The organism is Pseudomonas cremoricolorata DSM 17059 = NBRC 16634 (assembly GCF_000425745.1).
Classification (GTDB): Bacteria; Pseudomonadota; Gammaproteobacteria; order Pseudomonadales; family Pseudomonadaceae; genus Aquipseudomonas; species Aquipseudomonas cremoricolorata.
Window position 1 is genome coordinate 305,475 of record NZ_AUEA01000003.1, and the last position, 14,742, is coordinate 320,216.

Below are 14,742 nucleotides of genomic sequence, written 5' to 3' on the forward strand. Positions count from 1 at the left end.
TAGACATACCCACACTTAACGGCAAACAAGCGGAGAAACACCATGAAACCAACAACGGCACTCAAGCCTCTGGTATTCGCCCTGGCTGCAGTCATGGCAGTGGCAGCACAAGCAGGCGGTTATGGCACCAATGACATTGGCGCTGGCGCCAGCGTCAACGATGTGCAACGCAACAGCAATAACTCCAACGTCAACCAGGGCACTCGCAATGACGCCCGGGTCGAGAGTTCGGCCAACGGTTCGCAAGGCAACCTGGGTGCCAACGCCGCGGCCGGTGTCGCCAACCAGCAGGACAACGCTGTTGCCATCGCCACCGCAGATGAGCGCTTCATCTTCGGCACTGCGGCCGCCTCGACCATCGCCAACCAGAGCAACACCGGCAACTTTGCCTACAACCACGCCACCTCCAACAACGCCAGCCTGTCCAACTCGGCCAACGGCAGCTCGGGCAACATCGGCATCAACGTCACCTCCGGCAGCTACAACCAGCAGAAAAACAACCTGGCCATCGCCGTCTCCGCTGGCCGCGTAGCGTCCGCTTCGGCCGGTGCCAACCAGAGCACCAGCGGTCTGAGCGTCGAAAACCGCGCCGACCGCAGCTACGAGGTCACCACCCTCAGCACCACCACCAATGCCACTGGTACCTATAAAGGCACCGGTTCTGGCTACATCGAGCAAAGCGGCTACGGTGGCACCCAACGTCATCCGATCAAAATCCACGAGGAAGGCACCTTTGGCCTGGCAGGTTCGTCCTCCTACCAAGTGCTGACCCCAACCGGCTGGCGTAACCCTGTGACCAACACCGCCACCTTGAACAACTCGCTCAACGGCGTGTCGGGCAATGTCGGCGCCAACGTCTCGGCTGGCACCAGCAACCAGCAAAGCAACTCGCTGGCCATTGCTGCAGGCTGCCAAGCCTGCAAGTAAGACGCTGCGCGAACAGGGCCCCTTGGGGCCCTTTTCTCGTCTGTAGCTGAAGCTGTCGCTGGAGAAGATCATGCGCGTCGTTCTACTTGCCGCACTGATGTGCCTGAGCGGGCTGTCCGCAGCCGCGCAGATGGCTGTGGTGGCATTGCCTGGCGGCAACCTGGTGTACAAGCCCGTGCAAAGCGTGCGCGAACGGCGTTTCGCCGACCTGGTGCAGCAAGGCACCGACTTCAGTTGCGGCGCTGCAGCGCTGGCCACCGTGCTCAAGCAGGCCTACTGGCTCGACGTCGACGAGCATCAGGTGATCGAGGGCATGCTCGCCGAATCAGACCAGGACACCGTCAAGGTGCAGGGCTTCTCCATGCTCGACATGAAGCGCTATGTCGAAAGCATCGGCATGCGCGCCCGCGGCTATCGCGTCGAAGCCGACAGCCTGCAGCGCATCACCATTCCGGTGGTGGTGCTGATGGACATCCGTGGCTACAAGCACTTCGTGGTGCTACAGCGCGTCGACAAGGGCTGGGTCTACATCGGCGACCCAGTGCTTGGACACAAACGCTACAAGTTCGACGACTTCGTCAAAGGCTGGAACGGCATCGTCTTCGCCGTGATCGGCCCAGGTTACGACAAGGCCAACGCCCTGCTCGACCCACCTGCGCCGCTCACCGCGAAAACCCGCGTCGACGGATTCTTCCCGGTCGAGGATGCGCAGTTGATGGAGTTCGGTTTCATCCAGAGCGATTTCTTCTAATGACGACAGGAGCACGAAGCTCCGGGGAGCAACGATGAAGATTTCCACCTGGCTGGTCGCCGCCTGCCTGGCGACCAGCCTTCCGGTTCACGCCCAGTTGTTCAAGCCAATCGAAATGAAGGATCAGGAGCTTGCGCAGTTGCGTGGCAAGTACGTCATGCCGGGGCGCATCATCAGCTTTGGCGTGGTCATGAGCAGCACCTGGCAGAACGCAGCCGGCGACCGCATAGGCGCCACCACCACCCTGCAAGTGCAGCAGAACGTGATCAAACCGCAGTTCTACGTGTCGATCAGCGGCGAGAACGGCAAAGGCGGCGTGCCCGGCCAGGGCACGGGCGTGGTGCAGGGCGGCGCGGGCCTCACCGGCAATGTCCAGGGCGTGACCCAGACGGTACGCGTCGCCGGCGATAACAACAGTGCTTACAACGACGTCGCAATCAATGTTCGCGAAGCCAGTCAGGCGCCCGATCTGGCCACGCCACAGGGCCAGGCGCTGAGCGCCGGAACCACCCTCAGTGGCAGTAGCAACGCCGGCACCCTGAGCGTCAGCAACAGCGGTAACGGTATTCAGATGGCCATTACCGCCAGCAACAACCAGGGTGCCAGCCTGCAGCGTCTGGCCGATGGCGGCCTGTTGCAAAGCACCACCCTGCTGGGCGGCAGCAACGCGGTCAGCAACATGACCCAGCTCAATGTGGTGCTGCGCGACAACCTGCCTTCGAGCGACGCGCTGAACTGCAATCTGGACCAGCTCAAGGGTCTTCGTGTTTCAGGATATTGATCTACGCTTCGTCTCAATTCAACGCAGTAGGAAGGGACGGCCAATCATGCACCGATCGTTGTCATTCAAGGCAGTCGTCTGCCTGGGGACCTTGGTGCCATCATCCCTCTTGTATGCCGCCGCCGATCCCCAGGTGGAGGCCCTCAAGGCTGAGCTGATGGCTCTCAAGCAACGCTATGAAGCGCAACAGCAAGCCCTGATGGTGCTCGAACAACGGGTGCGGCAGGTCGAGGATCAACCGGCCGCCGCGCCGCCCAAGCGTCTGACCCGCTCCCCCGCCACGCAGCCGCGCAGCGGCACCACGGTGGCGGCTGCCGGCAATGGCAATGGCGCAGCACCTGCCGGCACACCCGGCCAGGGCGCCTCCTACGGCCAGTCGTTGCAGGACGATTCGCAACCGGCGCAAAGCGTGTCCAACCTCTATGACGAGGCCAGCGGCTTCTTCGGTGGCGGTCGCTTCAGCCTGGAAACCGGCATTACCTATGCCCGCTACGATACCCGCCAACTGATCCTCAACGGCTTCCTGGCGCTGGATTCGATTTTCCTCGGCAACATCAACCTCGACCGTATCAAGGCCGACAACTGGACCCTGGACCTCACCGGGCGCTACAACCTCGACCAGCGCTGGCAGTTCGACGTCAACGTGCCAGTGGTGTACCGCGAATCGACCTATCAGTCGGGCGGCGTGGGCGGCAATGCCCAAGGCGTCTCGGAGCGCACCGTGACCCGCGACCCGACCCTGGGCGATGTCAACTTCGGCGTGGCCTACAAGTTTCTCGACGAATCCGAGAACAGCCCGGACGCTGTGGTCAGCCTGCGGGTCAAGGCGCCGACCGGCAAGGACCCGTTCGGCATCAAGCTGCTGCGTGACACGCAGAACGACAGCCTGAGCTACCCCGAAGACCTGCCGACCGGCAACGGCGTGTGGTCGATCACCCCGGGGCTGTCGCTGGTCAAGACCTACGACCCGGCGGTGATCTTCGGCAGCGTGGCCTACACCCACACCTTCGCCGACTCGTTCAGCGACGTCAGCTCGACCCTCAACCAGAAGGTGCCGGGCAAGGTCAAGATCGGCGACAGCTTCCAGGTCGGCGCAGGTGTGGCCTTTGCGCTCAACGAGAAAATGTCGATGTCGTTCTCGGTGTCAGACCTCATCGCCCGGCGTTCGCGAATCAAGTCGGCGGAAACCGGCGATGCCTGGGCCGATGTGAAAAGCAGCGACGCCAACGCTGCGTATTTCAACGTCGGCATGACCCTGGCCGCTGCCGACAACCTGACCATCGTGCCCAGCCTTGCCATTGGGCTGACCGATGACGCACCGGACTTCACGTTCAGCCTGAAGATCCCCTACTACTTCTGATCCCCGCCTGCCTCCCCGACCCGACTGGCCGTATCGCGGCCAGTCGCGGCCTGCGCGCGCCGGTGTGCCGGCCTGCAACGTTCTGTATGCAGTACCGGCTCAGCCGCGAGACGCCCGCCCTGTTATCATCGCGCACAGTCATGTGACAGTCTGATGGCAATAAGGAAATCTTTTCGTGAGGAAACACACCGACGGGTCCGGGCGATATACCGCGCGGACCGTCTCTCTGTTCGCGCTGGTGCTGCTGATTCCGCTGCTGTGTCGCGCCCTGCTGGGTTGGTCGAACCCGGCCGGCTATGTCTCAGACCTGGCCATCGGCAGCTTGCTGGTGCTGCTGTTGCAGCGCCGCGCCTGGTGGCTGGCGTTGCCACTGCTGCTGTTCTGGGGCGGGTTGCTGGTGGCCTCGGCGGAGTTGGTCAGTGCCGTCGGGCGTCTGCCGGCCAGCGCCGACCTCAACTACCTGATCGATCCGCAGTTCATGGAGAACTCCACCGGTGGCGCATTGGCCCATGGCTGGTTGCCGTGGCTGCTCGGCGTCGGCGTGCTGGCCTGGCTGCTTGCCCGCTGGCGCAACCGGCATCAGGCCGAGCGGGCCTTGCCACGCGGTTTGTGGCTGCTGCCGCTGGGGCTGTTCGCCGGCCATTGGGCCGGTCAGCACCTGTGGCCATCGGATGCCGATCAGTGGCGCCAGTACAACCTCTCGCACCAGTTGCTCTCTGCCGCCACCGGTAACGCGCAGCGCGAGATGCGCCACTGGCTGGGCAACGATGCACCCCCTGCGCCGCTGTCCACCGTCGGCCTGACCCACGGCGACCTCAACGGCAGCCGCCTGTTCGACGGCCCAGGCAAGGCGCGCAACCTGCTGCTGATTACCCTGGAAGGCATCCCCGGCGCCTACCTGCGGCCTAATCGCGAGGCGCTGAACAGCCGCTTCGACCAGGACCTGATGCCCAACCTCAGCCGCTGGGCGGCCCGCGGCATGAACACCCCCGATTACGTGCTGCACACGCACCAGACCATCCGCGGCCTGTACGCCATGCTCTGCGGCGACTACGACAAGCTGGCCAACGGCACGCCCAAGGGCGTCGAACTGCTGACCCAGCAGACGCGCAACCGTGACTGCCTGCCCAACCAGATGCGCGAGGCCGGTTTCTCGACCCATTACTTGCAAGCGGCCGGCCTGCGGTTCATGGCCAAGGACCGCATCATGCCGCACATCGGCTTCAGCCAGGTGCATGGCGATGAGTGGTTCAGCAACGCCAACTACCTCGACTTCCCCTGGGGCAAGGACGACCGGGCCTTCTTCGAAGGCGCCCTGGACTACGTCGGCACGCTGCGCAAACAACGCCAACCGTGGATGCTCACCCTGCTGACGGTCGGCACGCACCAGCCCTACTCGGCGCCCGAAGCGTACCTGCAGCGTTTCGATACCCCGAAACAGGCGGCCGTCGCCCACCTCGACGACGCCATCGGCCAGTTCCTCGACAGCCTGGAACGCCAGGGCGTGCTCAAGGACACCCTGGTGGTCATCACCTCGGACGAATCCCACGGCATCGATGGCGTGCGTCTGGCCTCATCCTGGGGCTTCAACCTGATCCTCGCCCCGGAGCAGGCGCAACTGCCAACCGTGCATGCCGGCACCTACGGGCATGTCGACCTGACCACTTCAATGCTCGACTACTTCGCCTTGCCGATCCCCGCCTCGCTCAGCGGCCGTTCACTGCTGCGCAGCTACGACAGCGGGCGGGAAATGGTCTCGTTCACCAATGGCATGCTGCGTTACCACGATGGCCAGGGCACTTTTACCGAGTGTGATTTCCAGGAGCGCTGCCGGCGCTATGCCAGCACGGGTTTCATCGCCGACCGCGCCAAGTACCTAGGCCCGGGCGACGACGCCAGCGGCGTGCAGATCGCAGGCCTTGCCAGTGCCCTCGATCAGTCGCTGCTGCAAACCCCGTTGAACCTGCGTTACCAGTTCGGTGGCCCCAACCCGATCGCCCTGCAGGAGAGCATCCGCGACGACTGGGCCGACAACCTTATCGGCGCGCAGTACCTGGAAATGCCAGAAGGCACCCGCACGCGGGTACGCCTGAAGGTGCGCGCGCTGGACCCGGCGCACACCGCCTACATCCAGCTCAAGGCCAAGGAGTTCGAGCAGGACGTCGCCATTGGCCTGCCGGATGAAATGCAGGTGACTGCCGATCAGCCGCTGGAAATGCAGTTCGATTTCGACAACCCCAACCTGCGCAAGGCGTTCTCCTTCCACCTGCTCGGCTACGGTGGCGGCGAGGTGGAAATCAGCGATTTCAGCGTGATCACCGCCCTGCCCGGCGAAGAAGAAGGCTTCGACGAACTGCCGGACGATGCCGTCGCCCATTCCGGCTGAGCCAGCAAGGGCGCTGGCCCGCCGGTGATGGCATCAGGCAGGCGCCGCACTGCGCGCCTGTGGCAGGCGGATGATGAACTGCGCGCCGCCCAGCGAGGATTGCTCGACAATCAGCGTGCCACCCTGCCCCTCGATGGCTCGCCGGCTGATCGCAAGACCCAGGCCGAAGCCGCCGGTGCTGCGATCACGGCTGCGATCCAGGCGGTAGAACGGCTGGAAGATGCGTTCGCGCTCCTCGGCGGGAATGCCGATGCCGTCGTCTTCCACGCTGAGCCGGCAACCGCCGTCGGCATCCAGCCCCACACGCAACAGCAGGCGTGTTTCGCAGTAGCGCATGGCGTTGCGTATCAGGTTCTGCACCGCCCGCGCAGTCAGGCGCGGGTCGAGCACGAAGCGCGGCAGAGGCTCTTCGCTGTGCACTTCCCAACTGATGCCACGGCCGTCGAGCTCCTCGGCAAAGCCGCCCAGCACACTGTCGACCAGCTCAGGTAGCGACACCTCGACCCGCTCGCGTTGCTGCTCGGCGTTCTCCAGGCGGCTGTAGGACAGCAGCTCGAGCACCAGTTCATCCAGCTCACGCACATGTCCGACCAGCTCGAGCAGGCGCTTGCGGCTGGCCTGCGGCACTTCGTCGAACAGCAGCACCAGGCCGAAATCCAGACGCGTCAGCGGTGTGCGCAGCTCGTGGGACACGGCATTGAGCAGCTCGCGCTGCTGATTGAGGTGGCGCTCCAGGTCACCGGCCATGGTGTCGAACACCCTGGCCAGCTCGCCGATGTTGGAATGCGCTGAAATCTGCGTGCGTTCGCTGAGCTGCCCGCGGCCCAGGCGCCGGGCGGTGTCCTTGAGCTTTTCCAGATCGCGCCAGTGCGGCCATACCCAAAGCAGGATGCAGCCCAGCAGCGCGGCGCCGATCAGCACCGTGACGCCCCACGACAGCACATTGATGTCCAGCGGGTCGGGCGGGTTGTACAGGCTCACCAGCCATTCCCGGTCAAGCGGTGCCAGGGCTGTCTGGTAAAACCCCCACTCGCCCAGGCGAACCACGTTCAGACCCTGCTCCAGTCGCGCGCGCTCCTCGCCCGACAACTGCGCCTGATCCCAGCGCAGGCGTTTTATTTCCAGCGGGGCGAAACGCGCCGCCAGATCTTGCTCGACCTGCGGCCACTGCTCGCGCGGCGCCAGCTTGAACTGCTCGACCAACAACGATTGCACGCCCTTGGCCATGTCCAGGTTGTAGGCGGTGTAGCGGCCCTTGAACACCGTGACGATGGTGTCGGGGATGAACAGGATCGCCCCGGCGTAGGCCAGGATGATCAGCACGTAAAGGCGTACCAGCAGCTTGAGCATCGCCGTTCAGAACTCCCATTCGCTGCGGCTGAACAGATACCCCTTGCCCCACACGGTCTTGATCTTGCGCGCCTCGCCGGCGCTGTCGTCGAACTTGCGCCGCAGTTTGGAGATAGCGACATCCACCGAGCGGTCGGTGCCGTTGAATTCGATGCCGCGCAACTGCTGCAGGATGCGGTCGCGGCTGAGCACCTCGCCGGCGTTGCGCGCCAGCACCACCAGCAGGTTGTATTCGCCGCTGGACAACTCGACCTGCTCGCCGCGCCAACTGACGGTGCGCTCGGCCAGATCGATGCACAGCCCGCCGATGTGGATCAGCTCACTGTCCAGGCGCGGCTCGTTGACGCTGCTGCGGCGCAGCAAGGTCCGCACCCGGGCCAGCAGCACCCGCGGTTCACAGGGTTTGGTGACGTAGTCATCGGCGCCCATCTCCAGGCCCAGCACCTGGTCGTGGCTGTCGTCGCGGGCGGTGAGCATGAGAATCGGCAGGCTCTGGGTTTCCTGGCGCAGGCGCCGGCACACCTGCAGGCCGTCAAGGCCGGGCAGCATGAGATCGAGCACGACCAGATCGGGACGGTGACGGTGGACTTCATCGAGAACCTGGTCACCACGGCTGATGACCCGCACATGAAAGTCGTTGCGTTGCAGGTAACTGGCGATCAGCTCGGACAACGCGCTGTCGTCTTCGACCAGAAGAATATTCGGCATAGGGGCTTCAAGGGTGATGGCAACTTGGGCAGGATAAAGAATCCTACGCAGCATCAGCCGGATTCTTCACACATTTTCACACTCGACCTACAGAGCTTAACAGTCGTACCGGGAAGCCTTGCCGTAGCATACGCTCATCATTATCGGGAAGAATCGTATGCCCACTCTGTTCCCCTCGCGTCTGCGCCCTATGGCGCTGTTGGCGTTGCTGACCCTCACCCTCTCCGCCTGCGACGATGGCGCCGATCAGGACGAACAGGCCCCTGCACCGCACGTGCGGGTGGAAACCTTGCAAGAGCAGTCGCTGGCGATCACCACCGAGCTCAGCGGACGGATTCTCGCACCGCGGGTCGCCGAGGTGCGTGCGCGGGTGCCGGGCGTGGTGCTCAAGCGGGTCTACCGCGAAGGCAGCGACGTCAAACAGGGCGATGTGCTGTTCCTCATCGACCCGGCGCCGTTCAAGGCCGACCATGACAGCGCCCGCGCCGCGCTGACCCGCGCCGAAGCCACGCGCTACCAGACGCGCCTGCAAGACCAGCGCTACCGGCAGTTGGTCGACGACAATGCCATCAGCCGTCAGGAAGCCGACAACGCCCGTGCTGCCTACCTGCAAGCCGATGCCGCGGTCGCCGAGGCCAAGGCCGCCCTGGAGCGAGCCAAGCTGAACCTGGGCTATGCCACTGTCACCGCGCCGATTTCCGGACGCATCGGCCGTGCCCTGGTCACCGAGGGCGCGCTGGTGGGCCAGAGCGAGACCACGCCGCTGGCGACCATCCAGCAGCTCGACCCGATCCACGCCGATGTCACCCAATCGACCCGTGAACTCAACAGCCTGCGCCGCGCCATGCGCGCCGGGCAGTTGCAGCAGGTCGGCAACGACCAGGCCCAGGCCACGTTGATCCAGGATGACGGCAGCGCTTATCCGCTGCCAGGCAAGCTGTTGTTCTCGGACATCAGCGTCGATGCCAGCACCAACCAGATCACCCTGCGCAGCGAATTCCCCAACCCCGACCTCGACCTGCTGCCCGGCAGCTATGTGCGCGTGCGCCTGGAACAGGCCGTGCAACCCAAAGGCATCAGCGTGCCGCAGCGCGCCATCCTGCGTGACAGCGCCGGCGTGCCCAAGGTGATGGTGGTCGACGCACAGTCTCAGGTCAGTGAGCGCAAGGTCACCCTGGGTACCGCGCAGGGCGACCGCTGGCAGGTGCTGGAAGGTCTGAAGGCCGGTGAGCAGGTGGTAGTCGAAGGGCTGCAGCACGTAAAGCCCGGCGATCAGGTGCAGGTCGATGGCGCAGACAGCGCTGGCGCCGTTGCGCAGAAAACCGGCCAGTGAGGAGCTGAACCATGCCGCAGTTCTTCATTGACCGCCCCATCTTCGCCTGGGTCGTCGCCCTGTTCATTCTCTTGGCCGGCGCCCTGGCGATTCCCAAGCTGCCGGTGGCGCAGTACCCCAACGTGGCACCGCCGCAGGTGGAAATCTACGCGGTCTACCCTGGCGCCTCGGCGGCGACCATGGATGAAAGCGTGGTCAGCCTGATCGAGCAGGAACTCAACGGTGCCGACAACCTGCTGTACTTCGAGTCGCAGAGCAGCCTGGGCAGCGCCACCATCACCGCCACCTTCCAGCCCGGCACGCCGCCGGACCTGGCCCAGGTCGATGTGCAGAACCGCCTGAAGGTGGTCGAGTCGCGCCTGCCGCGTCCGGTCACCCAGCAGGGTTTGCAGGTCGAGAAGGTGTCTACCGGTTTCCTTCTGCTCGGCACCCTCACCTCCGAGGACGGGCGCATGGACGAAACCGCGCTGAGCGACATCCTGGCGCGCAACGTGATGAACGAAATCCGCCGCATCAAGGGTGTCGGCAAGGCGCAGCTGTATGGCTCGGAACGCGCCATGCGCATCTGGATCGACCCGCAGAAGCTGATCGGCTTCAACCTCACCCCAACCGACGTGAGCGACGCCATTGCCGCACAGAACGCCCAAGTCGCCCCGGGCAGCATCGGCGACCTGCCCAGCCGGCCGACCCAGGAAATCACTGCCAACGTGGTGGTCAACGGCCAGCTGACCACCCCGGAAGCCTTCGCCGCCGTGGTGCTGCGGGCCAACCCCGACGGCTCGACAGTGACCATCGGTGACGTCGCTCGGGTGGAAGTCGGCGCCCAGGAATACCAGTTCGGCACCCGCCTCAACGGCAAGCCTTCCACCGCCTTCGCCGTGCAGCTGTCGCCCGGTGCCAACGCCATGGAGACCGCCACGCTGGTGCGCAACAAGATGGAAGAACTGGCCAAGTTCTTCCCTGAAGGCACCCGCTACGACATCCCTTACGACACCTCGCCGTTCGTCAAGGTCTCGATCAAGCAGGTGGTCACCACCTTGTTCGAAGCGATGCTGCTGGTGTTCGTGGTGATGTTCGTGTTCCTGCAGAACATCCGCTACACGCTGATTCCGACCCTGGTGGTGCCGGTGGCGCTGATGGGCACCTTCGCCACCATGCTTGCGCTGGGCTTTTCGATCAACGTGCTGACCCTGTTCGGCATGGTCCTGGCCATCGGCATTCTGGTGGACGACGCCATCGTGGTGGTGGAGAACGTCGAGCGCATCATGGCCGAGGAAGGCCTGGCGCCGCGCGATGCCACACGCAAGGCCATGGGCCAGATCAGCGGCGCCATCGTCGGCATCACCCTGGTGCTGGTGGCGGTGTTCCTGCCCATGGCCTTCATGAGCGGCTCGGTGGGGGTGATCTACCAGCAGTTCTCGGTGTCGATGGCGGTGTCGATCCTGTTCTCGGCGTTCCTCGCCCTGAGCCTGACCCCTGCCCTGTGCGCCACCCTGCTCAAACCCCTGGGCAAAGGCGAACACCATGACAAGCGCGGCTTCTTCGGCTGGTTCAACCGACGCTTCGCCAGCATGACCGACGGCTACGAGCGCTGGGTCGGGCATGCCCTGGCGCGCAGCGGTCGCTACCTGCTGGTGTACGCGGTGTTGCTCGGCGCGCTGGGCTTTGGCTTCAGCCAGCTGCCCAGCGACTTCCTGCCCACCGAAGACCAGGGCTACACCATCACCGATATCCAGCTGCCGCCGGGCGCCACCCGTGCCCGTACCGAGCAGGTATCGGCGCAGATCGAGGCCAACAATGCCAACGAGCCTGGGGTCGAAAACACCACGGTGATCCTTGGTTTCAGCTTCTCAGGCAGCGGGCAGAACGCGGCGCTGGCCTTCACCACGCTCAAGGACTGGTCGCAACGTGGCAGCGACGACAGTGCGCAAGGTATCGCCGACCGCGCCAACATGGCCTTCAGCCAGATCAAGGACGCCGTGGCCTTCGCCGTGTTGCCGCCGCCGGTCGATGGCCTTGGTGAGTCCACCGGCTTCCAGTTCCGCCTGCAAGACCGCGGCGGGCTGGGCCATGCGCGACTGATGGCGGCGCGCGATGAACTGCTCAAGCAGGCGGGCAAGAGCAAACTGCTGACCAACGTGCGCGAATCGTCGCTTGCCGAAAGCCCGCAGGTGCAGTTGGACATCGACCGCCGCCAGGCCAACGCGCTGGGCGTTTCATTCGGCGACATCAGCTCGGTGCTCGACACTGCGGTGGGTTCCAGCTACGTCAATGACTTCCCCAACCAGGGGCGCATGCAGCGGGTGGTGGTGCAGGCCGAGGGCGACCAGCGCAGCCAGGTCGAGGACCTGCTGAAGATCCATGTGCGCAACAGCGCAGGCAAGATGGTGCCGCTGAGCGCCTTCGTCAGCGCCCGTTGGGTCAGCGGCCCGGTGCAGCTGACCCGCTACAACGGCTACCCGGCAGTGTCGATTTCCGGTGAGCCGACAGCGGGCCAGAGCTCCGGCCAGGCCATGGCCGAGATCGAGCGGATCGTGGCAGAACTGCCGAGCGGCGTGGGCCTGGAATGGACTGGCTTGTCGTTGCAGGAACGCCTGTCGGGCAGCCAGGCGCCGATTCTGCTGGCGCTGTCGCTGCTGGTGGTGTTCCTGTGCCTGGCAGCGCTGTACGAAAGCTGGTCGATTCCTACCGCAGTGCTGCTGGTGGTCCCGCTCGGGGTGCTCGGTGCGGTACTGGCAGTGACCCTTCGCGGCATGCCGAACGATGTGTTCTTCAAGGTCGGCCTGATTACCCTGATCGGCCTGTCGGCGAAGAACGCGATTCTCATCATCGAGTTCGCCAAGTCGCTGGTCGATCAGGGCGTGCCTGCCCGCGACGCCGCGCTGCAGGCCGCACGCCTGCGCCTGAGGCCGATCGTGATGACCTCGCTGGCATTCATTCTCGGCGTGGTACCCCTGGCCATCGCCAGCGGCGCCAGCTCGGCGAGCCAGCAGGCGATTGGTACCGGGGTCATCGGCGGCATGCTCAGCGCCACCCTGGCGGTGGTATTCGTGCCGGTGATGAACCTTGCCGGACGTGGCAAGGCCAAGCAGCCCGTGACCGCGCAGCCAGCGCAAGACTGACTGGACAAGCCGGCAGCGCCATGGGACGGTTGCCGGCATTGACGCACGGGGTGTGACACCCGCGTGCGTCGCGGCCGTTGGCGGCCAACCCCGCTGCACCTCTGCGCTGACGGCAACCTGCTAGGAGCCTTTCCAGGAGTCTTCCCCATGCTCAGCAACCGCTCTTGTTCAGTGCTGATTCTCGCCGGCGGGCGCGGCCAGCGTATGGGCGGTCGTGACAAAGGGCTGATCAGCTGGCGCGACGCGCCGCTGGTGGCGCATGTACAGCGCGTGGTACGGCCGTGGAGCGATGATCTGATCATTTCCTGCAACCGCAACGCCGAGCGCTACGCCGATTACGCCGATCAGCTGGTCAGCGACGCGCAGACCGACTTCCCCGGGCCGCTGGCAGGCGTGCTGGCGGGATTGCGCGTGGCCCGCCACGACTGGCTGGCGGTGCTGGCCTGTGATGCGCCGCGAATCGACCTGGCGTTGCTCGATGGGCTGCTGGCCCTGGCGCTGGGCGAGGATGCGCCGGCCATGGTACGCCAGGGCGAGTACTGGCAACCGATGTTCTGCGTCTTGCCCAAGCGCAGCCTGGCCTTGCTGGAAACCGCTTGGAACGAGGGTGAACGCAGTCTGCACAAGGCCCTGCTGCAGGGCCCGGTGGCAGCGCTTGCGTGTGTCGAGGGGGATGTTCGCCTGGAGAACTTCAACAGCCCGGAGCTGCTGCAGGGTTAGCCAGGCCGGCGCAGCGCGCGCCGGCCTGGCTTGATCAGCCTTGCTGCACGGCAGCGAAGGCTTCGGCGACCCGGCGCAGGTTGTCGGGTCGCAAGCCGGCCATGCACACCCGGCCGCTGTCGATCAGGTACACGCCGAACTCGTCACGCAGGCGGCTCACCTGGGCCACGCTGAAGCCGGTGTAGCTGAACATGCCGCGCTGACGCAGGAAGAACTGGAAGTCCTGACCCGGCAGCAGTTCGCCGAGCAGGTCCACCAGCCCCTGGCGCATGGCCAGAATGCGCTCACGCATGGCCTCCACTTCACAGACCCACTGCGCATTGAGCGCCGCATCGCCCAGCACCCCGGCGACCAACTGCGCGCCGTGACACGGCGGGCTGGAGTAGTTGCGGCGCACGGTGGCCTTCAGCTGACCAAGCACGTGCTGGGCACTGCCGGCGTCATCGCAAACCACCGACAGGCCGCCGACACGCTCGCCGTACAGCGAGAAGATCTTCGAGAACGAATTGCTCACCAGGCACGGCACGCCGGCGCGGGCCATTTCGCGGATGGCGTAGGCATCTTCCAGCAAGCCCGCGCCGAAACCTTGATAGGCGATATCGAGGAACGGAATCAGCTCGCGCGCCTTGACCACTTCCACCACCTGCTGCCACTGCTGCTCATCGAGGTCGACGCCGGTGGGGTTGTGGCAGCACGGGTGCAGCAGCACGATGCTCTGCGGCGCCAGGTTCTGCAGGGCCGCGAGCATGCCGGGGAAGTCCAGGCCACGGCTGGCCTGGTCGAAGTACGGGTAGCTGTTCACGGTGAAACCGGCGCCTTCGAAGATGGCGCGGTGGTTATCCCAGGTCGGGTCACTGACCCACACCTGCGACTGGGGGAAGTAACGCTTGAGGAAGTCGGCACCGACCTTCAACGCGCCCGAGCCGCCCACCGTCTGCACCGTGGCCACACGCCCGGCCTGCACCGCCGGGTGCTCGGCGCCGAACAGCAGCGCCTGGATTGCCTGGCGATAACTGGCGAGCCCTTCCATCGGCAGGTACAGCGAGGCCTCATGCGGTTGCCCGGCCAGACGCTGCTCCACCTCGGCCACCGCCGCCAACTGCGGGACCACGCCAGCCTCGTCGTAATAGAGGCCGATACTCAGGTTGACTTTGTCGGCGCGGGGGTCGCCCTTGAAGGTTTCCATCAACGAGAGGATTGGGTCGCCCGCATAGGCATCGACATGTTTGAACACAGCGCACAGCTCCTTGGCTCAGGACAGTTCGGAAAGACTTCCCGAGCATACCTGCACTGCTGGTCGAGGA

11 protein-coding genes are annotated in these 14,742 nt (G+C 64.9%); 8 read left to right on the forward strand and 3 right to left on the reverse strand.

Features of this window, described 5'->3' with window-relative positions:
* The first annotated feature begins 42 nt into the window (after positions 1-42).
* From H618_RS0105915 to H618_RS0105935, 5 genes are all read left to right on the forward strand, one after another.
* On the forward strand, positions 43-927 hold the full coding sequence (locus H618_RS0105915; protein WP_028694199.1) for a hypothetical protein: 885 nt from the start codon (positions 43-45) through the stop codon (positions 925-927).
* 70 nt (positions 928-997) lie between these two features.
* Complete coding sequence (locus H618_RS0105920) at positions 998-1,678, forward strand: C39 family peptidase (protein ID WP_028694200.1); 681 nt, start codon at positions 998-1,000, stop codon at positions 1,676-1,678.
* Between the two features lie 34 nt (positions 1,679-1,712).
* Positions 1,713-2,459: a hypothetical protein gene (locus H618_RS0105925; RefSeq protein WP_028694201.1), complete on the forward strand. Its 747-nt coding sequence runs from the start codon at positions 1,713-1,715 to the stop codon at positions 2,457-2,459.
* A 46-nt stretch (positions 2,460-2,505) separates the two neighbouring features.
* Entirely contained in the window at positions 2,506-3,819 is a 1,314-nt protein-coding gene (locus tag H618_RS0105930) for a hypothetical protein (protein ID WP_028694202.1), read from the forward strand.
* A 175-nt stretch (positions 3,820-3,994) separates the two neighbouring features.
* A complete protein-coding gene (locus H618_RS0105935; RefSeq protein WP_028694203.1) occupies positions 3,995-6,205 on the forward strand; it encodes an LTA synthase family protein in 2,211 nt (736 codons plus the stop codon).
* A gap of 33 nt (positions 6,206-6,238) precedes the next feature.
* Here the strand turns inward: H618_RS0105935 and H618_RS0105940 are convergent, their stop codons facing one another.
* Both H618_RS0105940 and H618_RS0105945 read right to left on the reverse strand, forming a co-directional pair.
* Entirely contained in the window at positions 6,239-7,555 is a 1,317-nt protein-coding gene (locus H618_RS0105940) for an ATP-binding protein (protein ID WP_028694204.1), read from the reverse strand.
* 6 nt (positions 7,556-7,561) lie between these two features.
* Positions 7,562-8,263, reverse strand: a complete 702-nt coding sequence (locus H618_RS0105945; protein ID WP_028694205.1) for a response regulator — start codon at positions 8,261-8,263, stop codon at positions 7,562-7,564.
* Between the two features lie 157 nt (positions 8,264-8,420).
* Between H618_RS0105945 and H618_RS0105950 the strand changes: the two genes are divergently transcribed.
* The 3 genes from H618_RS0105950 (at position 8,421) to mobA (ending at position 13,438) form a co-directional block, all read left to right on the forward strand.
* Entirely contained in the window at positions 8,421-9,596 is a 1,176-nt protein-coding gene (locus tag H618_RS0105950) for an efflux RND transporter periplasmic adaptor subunit (protein WP_028694206.1), read from the forward strand.
* 11 nt (positions 9,597-9,607) lie between these two features.
* Positions 9,608-12,718, forward strand: a complete 3,111-nt coding sequence (locus H618_RS0105955; protein WP_028694207.1) for an efflux RND transporter permease subunit — start codon at positions 9,608-9,610, stop codon at positions 12,716-12,718.
* Positions 12,719-12,865: 147 nt separating this feature from the next.
* On the forward strand, positions 12,866-13,438 hold the full coding sequence (mobA, locus tag H618_RS0105960; RefSeq protein ID WP_028694208.1) for a molybdenum cofactor guanylyltransferase MobA: 573 nt from the start codon (positions 12,866-12,868) through the stop codon (positions 13,436-13,438).
* 34 nt (positions 13,439-13,472) lie between these two features.
* On the opposite strand, the gene H618_RS0105965 is transcribed toward mobA, so the two are convergent.
* On the reverse strand, positions 13,473-14,672 hold the full coding sequence (locus H618_RS0105965; protein ID WP_028694209.1) for an amino acid aminotransferase: 1,200 nt from the start codon (positions 14,670-14,672) through the stop codon (positions 13,473-13,475).
* Positions 14,673-14,742 lie beyond the last annotated feature (70 nt).

Coding starts and splice junctions, on each gene's coding strand:
- H618_RS0105945 (WP_028694205.1), bottom strand. CDS start 8,263: ATGCCGAATATTCTTCTGGTCGAAGACGACAGCGCGTTGTCCGAGCTG.
- H618_RS0105940 (WP_028694204.1), bottom strand. CDS start 7,555: ATGCTCAAGCTGCTGGTACGCCTTTACGTGCTGATCATCCTGGCCTAC.
- H618_RS0105920 (WP_028694200.1), top strand. CDS start 998: ATGCGCGTCGTTCTACTTGCCGCACTGATGTGCCTGAGCGGGCTGTCC.
- H618_RS0105950 (WP_028694206.1), top strand. CDS start 8,421: ATGCCCACTCTGTTCCCCTCGCGTCTGCGCCCTATGGCGCTGTTGGCG.
- H618_RS0105930 (WP_028694202.1), top strand. CDS start 2,506: ATGCACCGATCGTTGTCATTCAAGGCAGTCGTCTGCCTGGGGACCTTG.
- mobA (WP_028694208.1), top strand. CDS start 12,866: ATGCTCAGCAACCGCTCTTGTTCAGTGCTGATTCTCGCCGGCGGGCGC.
- H618_RS0105925 (WP_028694201.1), top strand. CDS start 1,713: ATGAAGATTTCCACCTGGCTGGTCGCCGCCTGCCTGGCGACCAGCCTT.
- H618_RS0105955 (WP_028694207.1), top strand. CDS start 9,608: ATGCCGCAGTTCTTCATTGACCGCCCCATCTTCGCCTGGGTCGTCGCC.
- H618_RS0105915 (WP_028694199.1), top strand. CDS start 43: ATGAAACCAACAACGGCACTCAAGCCTCTGGTATTCGCCCTGGCTGCA.